General features: G+C 72.5%; 11 protein-coding genes. 8 read left to right on the forward strand and 3 right to left on the reverse strand.

The window, feature by feature from the left end; all coding sequences use genetic code 11:
• Positions 1-159: 159 nt before the first annotated feature.
• Genes I601_RS11820 through rodA form a run of 5 tightly spaced genes read left to right on the forward strand, consistent with a single transcriptional unit; the run spans position 160 to position 6,109 of the window.
• Positions 160-1,188 (forward strand): rod shape-determining protein, encoded by a 1,029-nt coding sequence (locus tag I601_RS11820; protein ID WP_068109838.1) that lies wholly within the window; start codon positions 160-162, stop codon positions 1,186-1,188.
• Positions 1,188-2,231 carry a rod shape-determining protein MreC gene (mreC, locus tag I601_RS11825; RefSeq protein WP_237089388.1) on the forward strand — a complete coding sequence of 348 codons (1,044 nt, stop codon included), beginning with the start codon at positions 1,188-1,190 and terminating at the stop codon, positions 2,229-2,231. The genes I601_RS11820 and mreC overlap by 1 nt, the downstream gene beginning before the upstream one ends.
• Positions 2,228-2,737 (forward strand): rod shape-determining protein MreD, encoded by a 510-nt coding sequence (mreD, locus tag I601_RS11830; protein ID WP_068109841.1) that lies wholly within the window; start codon positions 2,228-2,230, stop codon positions 2,735-2,737. The genes mreC and mreD overlap by 4 nt, the downstream gene beginning before the upstream one ends.
• Positions 2,738-2,759: 22 nt before the next feature.
• Positions 2,760-4,907 (forward strand): penicillin-binding protein 2, encoded by a 2,148-nt coding sequence (mrdA, locus tag I601_RS11835; protein WP_068109844.1) that lies wholly within the window; start codon positions 2,760-2,762, stop codon positions 4,905-4,907.
• Entirely contained in the window at positions 4,904-6,109 is a 1,206-nt protein-coding gene (gene rodA, locus I601_RS11840) for a rod shape-determining protein RodA (RefSeq protein ID WP_068109847.1), read from the forward strand. Before mrdA ends, rodA begins: the two co-directional genes overlap by 4 nt.
• Here the strand turns inward: rodA and I601_RS11845 are convergent.
• Positions 6,106-7,227, reverse strand: a complete 1,122-nt coding sequence (locus I601_RS11845) for a calcium:cation antiporter (protein WP_068109850.1) — start codon at positions 7,225-7,227, stop codon at positions 6,106-6,108. The two genes, rodA and I601_RS11845, sit on opposite strands and share 4 nt — an antisense overlap.
• 103 nt (positions 7,228-7,330) lie before the next feature.
• Between I601_RS11845 and I601_RS11850 the strand changes: the two genes are divergently transcribed.
• Complete coding sequence (locus I601_RS11850) at positions 7,331-9,301, forward strand: TIGR03960 family B12-binding radical SAM protein (protein ID WP_068109854.1); 1,971 nt, start codon at positions 7,331-7,333, stop codon at positions 9,299-9,301.
• A 166-nt stretch (positions 9,302-9,467) separates the two neighbouring features.
• On the opposite strand, the gene I601_RS11855 is transcribed toward I601_RS11850, so the two are convergent.
• A complete protein-coding gene (locus tag I601_RS11855; protein ID WP_068109856.1) occupies positions 9,468-10,151 on the reverse strand; it encodes a DUF4190 domain-containing protein in 684 nt (227 codons plus the stop codon).
• Positions 10,148-11,353 (reverse strand): MFS transporter, encoded by a 1,206-nt coding sequence (locus I601_RS11860; RefSeq protein ID WP_068109860.1) that lies wholly within the window; start codon positions 11,351-11,353, stop codon positions 10,148-10,150. The genes I601_RS11855 and I601_RS11860 overlap by 4 nt, the downstream gene beginning before the upstream one ends.
• A 69-nt stretch (positions 11,354-11,422) precedes the next feature.
• Between I601_RS11860 and I601_RS11865 the strand changes: the two genes are divergently transcribed.
• Both I601_RS11865 and I601_RS11870 read left to right on the forward strand, forming a co-directional pair.
• Entirely contained in the window at positions 11,423-12,610 is a 1,188-nt protein-coding gene (locus I601_RS11865) for a winged helix DNA-binding domain-containing protein (RefSeq protein WP_068109862.1), read from the forward strand.
• A complete protein-coding gene (locus I601_RS11870) occupies positions 12,603-13,307 on the forward strand; it encodes a TIGR03936 family radical SAM-associated protein (protein WP_068109865.1) in 705 nt (234 codons plus the stop codon). Before I601_RS11865 ends, I601_RS11870 begins: the two co-directional genes overlap by 8 nt.
• Positions 13,308-13,617: the final 310 nt, after the last annotated feature.

A 13,617-nucleotide genomic window follows, 5' to 3' on the forward strand; every position in this document is an offset into this window, starting at 1 on the left:
GATGTGACTCGTGAGGCGCCTGATCCACCGGCGTGGCGTCCCTGATCCGTGGTAGGTGCTCCCTAGTCTCGTGACCGGGTCGCACCGGGATCGTGCGCGCGGGACGACCCACCTTCCCGGGTCAGCACCGCGCACGAGGGACCACGAGGCGCACCCGCCATGGCGAACAGCTTCTTCGGCCGCGACATGGCCGTCGACCTCGGCACGGCCAACACGCTGGTCTACGCCCGCGGGCGCGGCGTGCTGCTCGACGAGCCCAGCGTCGTCGCGCTCAACGCGAACACCGGCGAGATCCTCGCCGTGGGCCACGAGGCGAAGCGGATGATCGGGCGCACGCCCGACAACATCACCGCGATCCGACCCCTCAAGGACGGCGTGATCGCCGACTTCGAGGCCACCGAGCAGATGCTGCGCTACTTCATCCAGCAGGTGCACCGGCGCAGCGTCTTCGCCAAGCCCCGCATGGTCATCTGCGTGCCCAGCGGCATCACCGCCGTCGAGCAGCGCGCGGTCAAGGAGGCCGGCTACCAGGCCGGCGCCCGCCGCGTCTACATCGTCGAGGAGCCGATGGCGGCTGCGATCGGCGCCGGGCTCCCGGTCCACGAGGCCACCGGCAACATGGTCGTCGACGTCGGCGGCGGCACCACCGAGGTCGCGGTCATCAGCCTCGGCGGCATCGTGACGAGCCTGTCGATCCGCACCGCCGGTGACGACCTCGACGCCGCGATCGTGGCGTGGATGAAGAAGGAGTACTCCCTCATGCTCGGCGAGCGCACCGCCGAGGAGGTCAAGATGACGCTCGGGTCGGCCTTCCCGCTGCCCGACGAGCCGGAGGCCGAGATCCGCGGCCGCGACATGATCTCCGGGCTGCCGCGCACCGTCGTGGTCTCCAGCGCCGAGGTCCGCCAGGCCCTCGAGGAGCCGCTGCACGCGATCGTCGACGCGGTCCGCACCACCCTCGACCAGACCCCGCCCGAGCTGGCCGGCGACATCATGGACCGCGGCATCGTGCTCACCGGCGGCGGTGCGCTGCTGCGCGGCCTCGACGAGCGGCTGCGCCACGAGACCGGCATGCCGGTGCACATCGCCCCCGACCCGTTGAGCTCGGTGGTCCTGGGCGCCGGCAAGTGCGTCGAGGAGTTCGAGGCCCTCCAGCAGGTCCTCGTCACCGACCCGAGGCGCTACTGATGGCCCTGCTCGACCGCGTGGGCCCCGCCCGGAACCCCGGTGCGCCGCGTCCCGACCAGCCCGGCCGGCCACGGCGCACCCGGTCGCTGATGGCGCGCCACGACCGCCGCGAGCGCCGGTGGGGCACCGCCCCCGGCGGCGGCCCGGACGCCGAGCAGCAGAAGCCGTCGCGCGCGCTATTCGTCGCACTGCTGCTGGCCTGCGCGAGCGTGACGACCCTCGACCTGACCACGGGTGCCGACTCACCGCTCGACCCGGTGCGCGCGGGTCTCGCCGACACGCTGGGCCCCGCGCAGACCGGTGCGACCGCCCTGGTGCGCCCCTTCACGTCGGTGGGCGGGTGGTTCCAGAGCAACGGCGCGCTGCGTGACGAGGTCGCGTCGCTGGAGTCCGAGAACTCCGCCCTGCGCGCCGACCTCAACACCTCCGCCTACGACCGCAACCGGCTGGCGGAGTACGACGGCCTGACCAGCGTCGCCTCCGACCTCGGCTACTCCCTGGTCCCGGCCCGCGTCGTCGGGGTGGGCGCCGCGCAGTCGTTCTCCAGCACCGTGACGATCGACGCCGGCACCGACGCCGGCCTCGCCCCGGACATGACCGTGGTCAACAACGACGGCCTGGTCGGTCGGGTGCTCAGCGCCGGGCGCTCCAGCGCCACCGTGCTGCTGCTGGTCGACCAGGAGTCGACCGTCGGCGCCCGGGTGGGCGACTCGATGGCGATGGGCTTCCTCAGCGGCCGCGGCGCCCTGGGCGAGGACGGCCGCCTCGACCTCGAGCTGGTCGACACCACCTCGGTGCCCGCGCGCGCCGACAGCGTCGTCACCTGGGGCAGCGAGGGCGGGGCGCCGTACCTCGCCGGCATCCCCGTCGGCCGGGTCACCAAGGTCTACTCCTCGCTGCGCGAGACCTCCCAGCGCGCGGTCATCGACCCCTACGTCGACTTCGGCTCCCTCGACCTGGTCGGGGTGGTGGTGCCTACCGGCACCCGCAGCGACCGCGGCGTGATCGGTGCCGACGGCGAGATCACCGGGGGCTCCCGGTGACCGCGGTGCGCGCCGTGGTGGCGGCCGTGGCCGTCGTCGCCGCGCTGGTGCTGCAGGTCTCGGTCTTCGGGCCGCTGGCCTGGGAGGGGATCGTGCCCAACCTGTGCCTGCTCGTGGTGGTCGCGGGCGCGCTGACCCGCGGGCCGCAGTTCGCGATGGTGCTCGGCTTCGGGGCCGGGCTGCTGCTCGACCTGGCTCCGCCGGCCGATCACGTGGCCGGCCGCTGGGCCCTGGCGCTGCTGCTCGTGGGCTACCTGGTCGGTCGGGTCCGGCCCGAGTCGCGGCCCACCGCCACGACCGTGGTGGCCACGGTCGCTGCCGCCTCGTTCGTCGGCACCTCGGTCTTCGCCCTCACCGGCATCGCGCTGCAGGACCCCGTCGTCGGGGTCGGCCAGACCCTCCAGGTCCTGGTGGTCTCGCTGGTCTGGGACGTGCTGCTCACCCCCTTCGTGCTCCCTCCGCTGATGGCGCTGTTCCGTCGCCTCGAACCCGCCCACGCCCTGTGAATGCTCCTGTGAGGTCCTGCTGATGCGTGCTCCCACCCGCGGCGAGGAGGCCGCCGGCACCCGTCGTTCGCGGCTGCGGATCCTGGTCATCCAGGCCCTCGTGCTGTCGCTGTTCGCGACCCTGCTGGTGCGGCTCTACTACATCCAGGTCGTCACCGGCGAGGAGTACACCGCACAGGCGGCCTCGCAGTCGGTGCGCGACATCGTCGTGCAGCCCCAGCGCGGCCTGATCGTCGACGACATGGGTCGCCCCCTGGTCACCAACCGCACCGCCTGGGTGGTCTCGGTCGACCGGACCCTGCTGGGCAAGATGGGCGGACGGGACCGCCGCGAGGTGCTCAACCGCGTCGCGGTCGTCACCGGTGCCGGCCGCAGCGAGGTCGAGAAGCGCCTGGTCACCTGCGGCGACGCCGGCTCGGTCAGCGGCACCTGCTGGAACGGCTCGCCCTACCAGCCGGTCCCGGTCGCCACCGACGTCGAGCGCGGCGTCGCGCTGAAGATCCTCGAGCAGCCCGAGGACTACCCGGGCGTGCTCGCCGAGCAGCAGACCGTGCGTGCCTACCCCCGCCCCTACGGCGTCAACCTCGCCCACGTCCTGGGCTACCTCAGCCCGATCACCGAGGACGAGCTCGACCAGGCCGACAGCGACGGCGACGCGAGCGTCAACGGCGCGTCCTCGGTCGGTCGCGCCGGCGTCGAGAAGCAGTACGACGCCTGGTTGCGCGGGATGCCCGGCTACCAGTCGGTGGCCGTGGACTCGATGGGCCGCGTGCTCGGCGAGGACAGCCAGACCCAGGCGCGGCCCGGCGACACGCTCGTCACCTCCATCGACGCCCGCGTGCAGAGCGTGGTGGAGAAGCAGCTCGCCGAGACCATCAAGACGGCGCGGGCCACGACCGACACCGTGACCGGGCGCCGCTACGCCGCCGACTCCGGCGCCGCGATCGTGCTGGAGGCCGACACCGGCCGCGTGGTCGCGATGGCCAGCCAGCCGACGTACGACCCGGAGGTCTGGGTGGGCGGCATCTCCGACAAGGAGCTCGCGCACCTCTACTCCGAGGCCGCCGGCACCCCGCTGCTCGGGCGCGCCACCCAGGGCCAGTTCGCGCCGGGCTCGACCTGGAAGCCGTTCATGACCGCCGGCGCGCTCAGCAACGGGTACGGCACCGACACGATGCTCAACTGCTCCTCCGCGCTGCGCGTGGGCAACCGCGACTTCAAGAACTACGAGTCCGGCGCCTACGGCTTCATCGGCTTCGCCAAGGCCCTCGAGGTCTCCTGCAACACGTTCTTCTACCGCGTCGGGCTCGACTACTGGCAGCGCTACGGCTCCGACGTGTCCGACGTGGACGCCAAGGACCCGCTGGTGCAGGAGGCCAAGGACTGGGGCTTCGGCGCCGAGACCGGGATCGACATGCCGGGGGAGGCCCCCGGCCGGATCGCCGACCGGCAGTGGAAGCGCGACTACTACGAGTCGATGAAGGACTACTACTGCGGCATCTCGGAGAAGCCTCAGGACGCCGAGACCAGCGACTTCGTCTACAGGTTCTCCCGCGAGTTCTGCGTCGAGGGCTTCGCCTACCGGGCCGGTGACGCCGTCAACTTCGCCATCGGCCAGGGCGACACGATCGTCACGCCGCTGCAGCTGGCCCGCGCGTACGGCGCGATCGCCAACGGCGGCACGCTCTACGAGCCGCGGATCGCCAAGGCGGTCGTCGGCCCGGACGGCAAGGTGCTGCGCCGCATCGACCCCGAGGTCCAGGGCGAGGTCGACCTGCCGGCGAAGACGTTCGGCTACATCGACGAGGCGCTCGCCGGCGTGACCCGCCAGGGCACCATGTCGTGGCGGATGATCGGCTTCCCGCTCGAGGAGGTGCCGATCCGCTCCAAGACCGGCTCCGCCGAGGTCTACGGCAAGCAGTCGACCTCGTGGGTGGCCTCCTACTCCGAGGACTACGTCGTGGTGATGATGGTCAGCCAGGGCGGCACCGGGTCGGGCACCTCCGGCCCGGCGATCCGCACCATCTGGGAGACGCTGTACGGCGTCGACGGTGAGCAGGTGCGACCCGCGAAGGCCGCCATCCCCGGCACCACGCCGCCCACGCAGCTGCCCACCTTCACCCGCGACGGCTCGGTGCTCCCGCCCGCTCGCGCGAAGGGCGACTCGTGAGCACCGGCGTCCGGCTCAGGTCCGCCGGCGGCACCAAGCCGCGGTTCCGCTGGGCGGGGCTCGACTGGGTGCTGCTCGGTGCGGTGCTGGCGCTGGTGGTGATCGGCACCCTGCTGGTGTGGTCGGCCACCTCGACGCGCGAGGACCTGACCGGCGGCAACCCGCGCGCCTACCTGGAGAAGCAGCTCTTCAACATCTCCGTGGGCCTGCTGCTGATGGCCGTGGTGGTGGTCGCCGACCACCGCTGGGTGCGGGTCGCCGCGCCCGCGGTCTACCTCGCCTCCGTCGTCGGGCTGGTCCTGGTGCTGGTGATGGGCTCGACCATCAACGGCTCGCGCTCCTGGCTGATGCTGGGCGGGATGTCGGTGCAGCCGGCCGAGTTCGCCAAGCTCGCCGTGATCATCGGCATGAGCCTGGTCCTGGCGCACCGCGCCGCTGGTCGGTGGCGCCCCAAGGTCGGTCTCGTCGAGGTGCTGCTGATGCTGCTCATCGCAGCCGTGCCGGCGGCACTGATCCTGCTCCAGCCCGACCTCGGCACGATGCTGGTGCTCACCGCCACCGTCGTGGGGGTCCTCGCGGTCTCGGGCGCCCCGCGGCGCTGGCTGGCCCTGCTGGGCGCGGGCGGGGTGACGGCAGCGGTCGTCGCGGTCGCCGCCGGGGTGCTCAAGGACTACCAGGTCGACCGCTTCCTGGCCTTCACCAACCCCGACCTCGACCCGCGCGGTGCCGGCTACAACGTCGAGCAGGCCCGGGTCGCCGTCGGCAACGGCGGCCTCTTCGGCCAGGGCCTCTTCAACGGCTCCCAGACCCGCTCGGGCTTCGTGCCCGAGCAGCACACCGACTTCGTCTTCACCGTCGCCGGCGAGGAGCTCGGCCTGGTCGGCGCCGGCCTGGTCGTGCTGCTGCTCGGCGTCGTCATCTGGCGGGCCCTGGCCATCGCCACCGCCACCGAGGACGTCTTCGGCCGGGTCGCGGCCGCCGGGATCGCCTGCTGGTTCGGCTTCCAGGCCTTCCAGAACATCGGGATGTGCCTGGGCATCATGCCGGTCACCGGCGTGCCGCTGCCGTTCGTGTCGTACGGCGGCTCCTCCATGTTCGCCGGCCTGCTCGCGGTCGGGCTGCTGCAGAACATCCACCTGCGCTCCACCGAGCAGGCGCCCCGGCGCTACTCCGCTCCGCGGGTGCTGGTCAGCGCGCGCTAGGGCTTGACCGAGAAGAACAGGAACGTCGCGAACAGCACCAGGTGCACCACGCCCTGCAGGGTCTTGGCTCGACCCTGGGCCAGGGTGAGGGTCGAGATCGCCACGGTGATGGCCAGCAGCACGATCTGCAACGGCTCGAGGCCCAGCACCAGGTCGCCGTCGATCCAGATCATCGCCACGGCGATGGTCGGGATCGTCAGGCCCACCGAGGCCATGGCTGAGCCGTAGGCCAGGTTGAGGCTGTTCTGCACCCGGTCGCGCTCCGCGTTGCGCAGCGCGGAGATCGACTCGGGCGAGAGCACCAGCAGTGCGATCACCACACCGACCACGGTGTAGGGCAGCCCGAGACCGGCGACGGCGTCCTCGATCGTGGGGGACAGGATCTTGGCCAGGCCCACCACCGAGACCAGGGCGACCACCAGCAGAGCCAGGCTCTGCTTCGCCGCGCGGTCCGAGGGCGGGTCGGCGTGCCCGTCCTCGTCCTGGTCGAGCAGCCCGGTGACCCGGCCATGGTCGTCGGAGGAGACCGGCAGGAAGAAGTCGCGGTGCTGCACCGTCTGGGTCAGCACGAACGCGCCGTACAGCACCAGCGAGGCGACCGAGACGTAGGCCAGCTGGGAGGGCGAGTACGACAGTCCGGCCTCGCTGACGGTGAAGCCGGGCAGCACCAGGCACACCGCAGCCAGCGCGACGACCGTCGACAGCGCCGAGCCGGTGCCGCTGGCGTTGAAGCTGACCAGGTGGTGGCGCAGCGCCCCCACGAGCAGCGAGATGCCGACGATGCCGTTGAGGGTGATCATCAGGGCGGCGAAGACCGTGTCACGGGCGTAGGTGCTGGCTCCGTCGCCGCCCCCGATCATCAGCATCACGATCAGGCCGACCTCGATGACGGTGACCGCCACCGCGAGGATCAGCGACCCGAACGGCTCGCCCACGCGGTGCGCCACCACCTCGGCATGGTGCACGGCTGCGACGACCGAGCCCACCAGCGCGACGGCGACCGCGACCAGCACCGGCCACGCGTCGTGGTTGGCCCAGGTGGCCAACAGCAGCACGAACGCCACTCCCGGCACGGCCACGGTCCAGCTGAGGGGGTGTCGGACCGTGGGTTCGCTCATGTGCCGAAGACTAGAGAGGCGGAGAAATGGCCCACCGAACGGCACCGCCGTACGCTGGAGCCTTCCCGACCGTTCGCCGAACCACCGCTTGCGAGGTTGCTCCATGTCTGCGTCCACCGTCGAGACCACGCGCCAGGCAGGCCGCTCCGTCTTCGCCGACCTGGAGCCGCACCTGCCCAGCGTCTCGAAGCCCATCCAGTACGTCGGCGGCGAGCTCAACTCGACCGTCAAGGACTGGGACGCCGCCCCCGAGGGCGAGACGGTCCGCTGGGCGCTGATGTATCCCGACGCCTACGAAGTGGGCCTGCCCAACCAGGGCGTGCAGATCCTCTACGAGGTGCTCAACGAGCGCGACTGGATCGTGGCCGAGCGCACCTACGCCGTGTGGCCCGACATGGAGGCCGTGCTGCGTGAGCACGACATCCCGCAGTTCACCGTCGACGCGCACCGCCCGGTCGGCGACTTCGACGTGCTGGGGCTGAGCTTCTCGACCGAGCTCGGCTACACCAACATGCTCACCGCGCTCGACCTCGCCCGCATCCCGCTGCACGCGGTCGACCGCGGCGAGCACGACCCGGTGGTCCTGGCCGGTGGCCACGCCGCGTTCAACCCCGAGCCGATCGCCGACTTCGTCGACGCCGCTGTGCTCGGTGACGGCGAGGAGGTCGTGCTCGCGATCTCCGAGGTCGTGCGCGAGTGGAAGACCGAGGGCCGCCCCGGCGGTCGCGACGAGCTGCTGCGCCGCCTCGCGGTCACCGGCAACGTCTACGTCCCGAAGTTCTACGACGTCGTGTACGCCGAGGACGGCTCCATCGAGGCGATCGTCCCGAACAAGCCGGGCGTGCCGTTCCGGGTCAAGAAGCACACCCTGATGGACCTCGACGCCTGGCCCTACCCGCGCAAGCCGCTGGTGCCGCTGGCCGAGACGGTGCACGAGCGCTTCAGCGTCGAGATCTTCCGTGGCTGCACCCGCGGCTGCCGCTTCTGCCAGGCCGGGATGATCACCCGCCCGGTGCGGGAGCGCTCGATCAAGACCATCGGCGACATGGTCGAGAACGGCATCCGCTCCACCGGCTTCGAGGAGGTCGGGCTGCTGTCGCTCTCCAGCGCCGACCACACCGAGATCGGCGAGGTCGCCAAGGGTCTGGCCGACCGCTACGAGGGCACCAACGTCTCGCTCTCGCTGCCCTCGACCCGCGTGGACGCCTTCAACATCACCCTCGCCAACGAGTTCTCCCGCAACGGCCGGCGCTCGGGGCTGACCTTCGCCCCCGAGGGCGGCTCGGAGCGGATGCGCAAGGTCATCAACAAGATGGTGACCGAGGAGGACCTGATCCGCACGGTGGCGGCGGCGTACTCCCACGGCTGGCGACAGGTGAAGCTCTACTTCATGGTGGGCCTGCCCACCGAGACCGACGACGACGTCCTCCAGGTCGCCGAGCTGGCCAAGAAGGTCATCGCCAAGGGTCGCGAGGTCTCCGGGCGCAACGACATCCGCTGCACCGTCTCGATCGGCGGGTTCGTGCCCAAGCCGCACACGCCGTTCCAGTGGGCCGCGCAGCTCGATCACGAGACCACCGACTCGCGGCTCAAGAAGCTGCGCGACACCGTGCGCGAGGACAAGAAGTACGGCCGCGCCATCGGGTTCCGCTACCACGACGGCAAGCCCGGCAGCATCGAGGGACTGCTCTCCCGCGGCGACCGTCGCGTCGGTGCGGTCATCGAGCAGGCATGGCGCTCCGGGGGCCGCTTCGACGGCTGGAGCGAGCACTTCTCCTACGACCGCTGGGCCGAGTCCGCGGCCACCGCCCTGGCCGGCACCGGCGTGGACCTCGAGTGGTACACCACCCGCGAGCGCCCCTACGACGAGGTGCTGCCCTGGGACCACCTCGACTCCGGCCTCGACAAGGACTGGCTGTGGGCCGACTGGGAGGACGCTCTCGACCCCGACTCCGTCGACGTCGAGGACTGCCGCTGGACCCCCTGCTACGACTGCGGCGTGTGCCCCGAGATGGGCACCGAGATCCAGGTCGGCCCCACCGGCCAGACGCTGCTCCCGCTCGCCGTCGTCTGACCCCCCGCGGGCCGAGCAGTCACTTTCGCACCACCGAGCAGTCACTTCTGCACCTGCGAGCGGTCGATCCCGGCCCGCGCGACGTACGCCGGTGACCGGTCGGTGGTGCAGAACTGACCGCTGGGTGGTGCAGAAGTGACTGCTCGTGCGTGGGCTGGGGGGTGGCTCAGCCGAGGGGTGCGGTGAGCTTCTCGCCGTCGGTGCGCTCGAAGAAGCAGGCGACCTGGTCGCCGGGGTCGGGGTCGGCCACGTCGGTGGCGAACGTCGCGTCGAGGTCGTCCCGGTCGCTGCCGGACGAGGCCAGGAAGGCCGGGGTGCAGATCTCGGTGTAGTCGCGGTCCGGGTGCTGCGCGAGCAGGTCCTCGGTGAGCTCGTAGACCCCGACCACCTCCGCGTCGTGGCTCTCGGTGCACTCGGCCAGCGTGATCGCGGAGAAGGTCTCGGTGCTGCTGCTGTCGTCGACTCCGGAGAAGTTCACGCACTGGCCCTCCTCCAGGTCGTCGACCGACTGGACCTGGGAGGCGAACACCACGATGAGCACGACCACGGCGATCGTGGCCAGCAGCACCAGGGTGCTGATGACGATGCCGGCGATGGCCAGACCCCGGCCGTGGTCGCGGCCGTTCCTGCTGCGCCCCAGCACGATGACCCCGAGCACGATCGAGGCGATGGCTGCCACGAAGGGCACGCAGAACAGGAACGAGAGCACCAGCGAGGCGACCGCCATCGCCTTGGACGGCGGTCCCTCCTGGCGCGGGTCCCCGGCGCCGGGGAACGCCTGCCCGTACGGGTTCTGGGGCGGGGGCGGCGGCTGCGGGTGGTAGGGGTCCTCGGGCGGCGGGTTGCTCACGGGCGGGTGCTCCTTCGTGGAGTGCTGCCCCCGAGCTGGTCCTCGAGGAAGTGGGGTCGGGCCAACCACGAGGCCAGGGCCAGCATGGGGACCACCAGGGCCAGCAGCAGCGCCAGCGGCACCGTCCACTCGCCGGTCGCATCGTAGAGCAGCCCGACCACGAAGGGACCGGAAGCGGCCAGCAGGTAGCCGGCGGACTGGGTGAAGGCCGACAGGGCGGCCGTGCCCTCAGGGGTGCGGGCGCGCAGCCCGATCAGGGTCAGGATCAGCGGGAACGTGCAGGCGCCCACCCCGGCCAGCAGGGCCCACAGCACCGCGCCGGCGGCGGGAGCCACCAGCAGCCCGACGTACGCGACGGGGTAGCAGGAGATGACCGCCACCAGGATCCGGCGCTGGTGCGACGACCGGGCCAGGAGCGGGGGCAGCAGCCACGACAGCGGGATGCTGACACCGGCGATCAGCCCGACCAGCGCGCCCGCGGCGGTGGGGGAGTAGCCGGCGTCGCGCCACAGCTGGGCGAACCACCCGAACATCACGTAGGCATGGATCGACTGGACGCCGAAGAACGCCGCCATCGCCAGGCCCAGGGGCGTCCGGGCGACCTGTCCGACGGTGATCGGGCCCCCGGGCGTCGGGGTCACGCGGTCGTGGCGGGCCAGCAGGATCCACGGCAGCACCGCCACGCCGGCCAGCACCGCCCAGGCGCCCAGCCCGCCGCGCCACCCGCCGAGGGCCGTGGACAGCGGGACCGTGAGCAGCAGCGCCGAGGTGAGCCCGATGGCCAGGGCGGTGGAGTAGATCGCGGTCACCGCACCGATCCGCTCGGGCGCGTGCCGCTTGACCAGCGAGGGCATCAGCACGTTGGCCATCGCCATGCCTGCCACGGCCAGCAGCGACAGCGCCAGGAAGGCTATGTCGGAGCCGGTGACGGCACGACCGGCGAGACCCACGACGACCGCGAGCAGCGCGACCAGGGTGACCCGGTGCAGGCCGCCGCGCGCGGCGGCGGCCGAGGCGAGCGCGCCGAAGACGGCGAAGGCGAGGACCGGGAGCGTGGTCAGCAGGGACGCCTCGGTCGCCGACATCGACAACCCCTCGCGGACCTCGGCCAGCACCGGACCCACGCTGACCGCGGCCGGGCGCAGGTTGAAGGAGAGCAGCACGAGGCCGAGCAGGAAGAGCGGACCACCACGACGCGACACCCGTGGATGCTCCCACCTCGCCCCTCACCCTCCGTGACGGGTGTCGGTGCGCCGCGCCACCATGGGGGCGTGCGACACGTGAGCGACCACGAGCGGCGCGACCGGCTGGCCCGCCGGCACGCCCTCGCCCCCAGCCACAGGGCGCCGGACCCGGCGAGCGCCACCCGCGCCGTGGTCGTGCTGCACGCGACCGAGCCGGCCACCGTCCACCTCTCCCTGCAGGCGCGGGTGGACGGGTTGCGCGTCGCCGACGTCGACCGAGCGCTGTACGACGACCGCAGCCTGGTGCGCCAGCTCGCGATGCGGCGCACCATGTTCGTCTTCCCACGCGACCTGCTGCCCGCGGCCTGGGGGAGCGCCGCGGCGCGCACCGCCGCGGCCGAGCGCGCCCGGCTCCTCAAGGACGTCCGGGCCGCGGGGGTGGCGGCCGACGGGGAGGAGTGGCTGCGGGCGCGGCAGGACGAGGTCCGGGCCGCGCTGGCCGCCGAACCCGGCGGCCTGACCAGCCTGGAGGTCCGCGCCCGGGTGCCGGGCCTGGAGGTCCGGATCAACGGCGGCACGGTCTGGGCGGCCGGCCGGGTCCTGGGCCAGCTGGGCGCCGCAGCCGAGATCGTGCGCGGGCCCAACCTCCTGCACTGGCGCCAGTCGCGGCCGCGCTGGCGGCTGGCGCAGGAGTGGCTGGGAGGGCCGCCGACCCCGCTCGACGCCCCCGCGGGCTACGCCGAGCTCGTACGCCGCTGGTTGCACCGCTTCGGCCCCGGCACCGAGAGCGACCTGGTCTGGTGGCTCGGCGCCACCAAGGGCGCCGTGCGGGCCGCGCTGGCCGAGGTCGGCGCGGTCGAGGTCGGCACCGACGCCGCGGAGGCGGCGTACCTGCTGCCCGACGACCTCGAGCCCGAGCCGTCGGTGGCGCCGTGGGCGGCGCTGCTGCCGGTGCTCGACCCCACGGTCATGGGCTGGAAGCAGCGGGCGTTCTACCTCGGCGAGCACCAACCGGTGCTGTTCGACCGCAACGGCAACGCCGGCACCACCGCCTGGTGGGCCGGCCGGGTCGTGGGCTGCTGGGTGCAGGACGAGGACGGTGCGGTCGAGGTGCGGCTGATCGAGGACGTCGGCGCCGAGGGACGGGCCGCGCTGGGCAGCGAGGCCGCCCGGCTCACCGACTGGCTCGAGGGCCAGCGCGTCGGCACCGTCTACCCCTCGCCGGCGATGCGGGCCGACCCCGGTGACCTCGCCTACGCTGTGGTGCGTGCGTGAACAGCCCGAGCAGCAGGCCCCTCCCGTCCAACGGCTCCGCATCCGCTACGCCAAGCGCGGGCGGCTGCGCTTCACCAGCCACCGCGACTTCTCCCGGGCCTTCGAGCGCGCGGTCTTCCGGGCCCGGCTGCCGATGGCCTACTCCTCCGGGTTCAACCCGCACCCCCGCATCTCGTACGCCGGTGCCGCGCCGACCGGGTCCGCCAGCGAGGCGGAGTACCTCGAGATCGGCCTGGCCCAGGTGGTCGACCCCGCCGACATCCATGGTGAGCTCGCCGCCGCGCTGCCCGACGGGCTCGACGTGCTCGAGGTCGTCGAGTCGCCCGGCGGCTCGCTGAGCGACCGGCTCGAGGCCAGCCACTGGCGCCTCGACATCGAGGCGATGCCCGAGGAGGCCGCCGCGGCGGTGACCACGTTCCTGGCCACCGACGAGGTGCTGGTGGAGCGGATGATGAAGAAGGGGCTGCGCGAGTTCGACTGCCGCGCGCCGGTGGTCTCGCTGGGCACCGAGCCCCGCGAGGACGGCGCCTCGCTCGACCTGGTGCTGCGCCACGGCGTGCCCTCGGTGCGACCCGACGACGTGCTGCGCGGCCTCGCCGCCCTCACCGGCCTCGATTCGGGTCGCGCGCCGCTGCTGACCCGGCTGGCGCAGGGCCCCCTCGAGCAGGACGGGAGCGTCGGCGACCCGCTGTCCTGACGTGACATGACGGGACTTGGGGGCCCGGTGTGCGATACTCGCCACGGTCCCCGACCTGCGGTCGTACCCGACGAGGGCGCACTCCAGCGCCTGCCCCGAGGGCACAGCTGTGGTCGTCGACCCGACGACGTTCTCGCCGTTCCTCCCAGCTGGAGGGCGGCACACCAGGGAACCGGTCGTCGCCAGACCGCGACGCGGCAGGCAGGCCCGGTGACAGCGAGCCTTCCACCTCCATCCGGAGGCCAGCCCGGCGACCGCGGCAGGTGACGGCGGGGGACGTGGTGACGCACACACGCGGAGGGTGTCGTCG

Source organism: Nocardioides dokdonensis FR1436 (assembly GCF_001653335.1).
Classification (GTDB): domain Bacteria; phylum Actinomycetota; class Actinomycetes; order Propionibacteriales; family Nocardioidaceae; genus Nocardioides; species Nocardioides dokdonensis.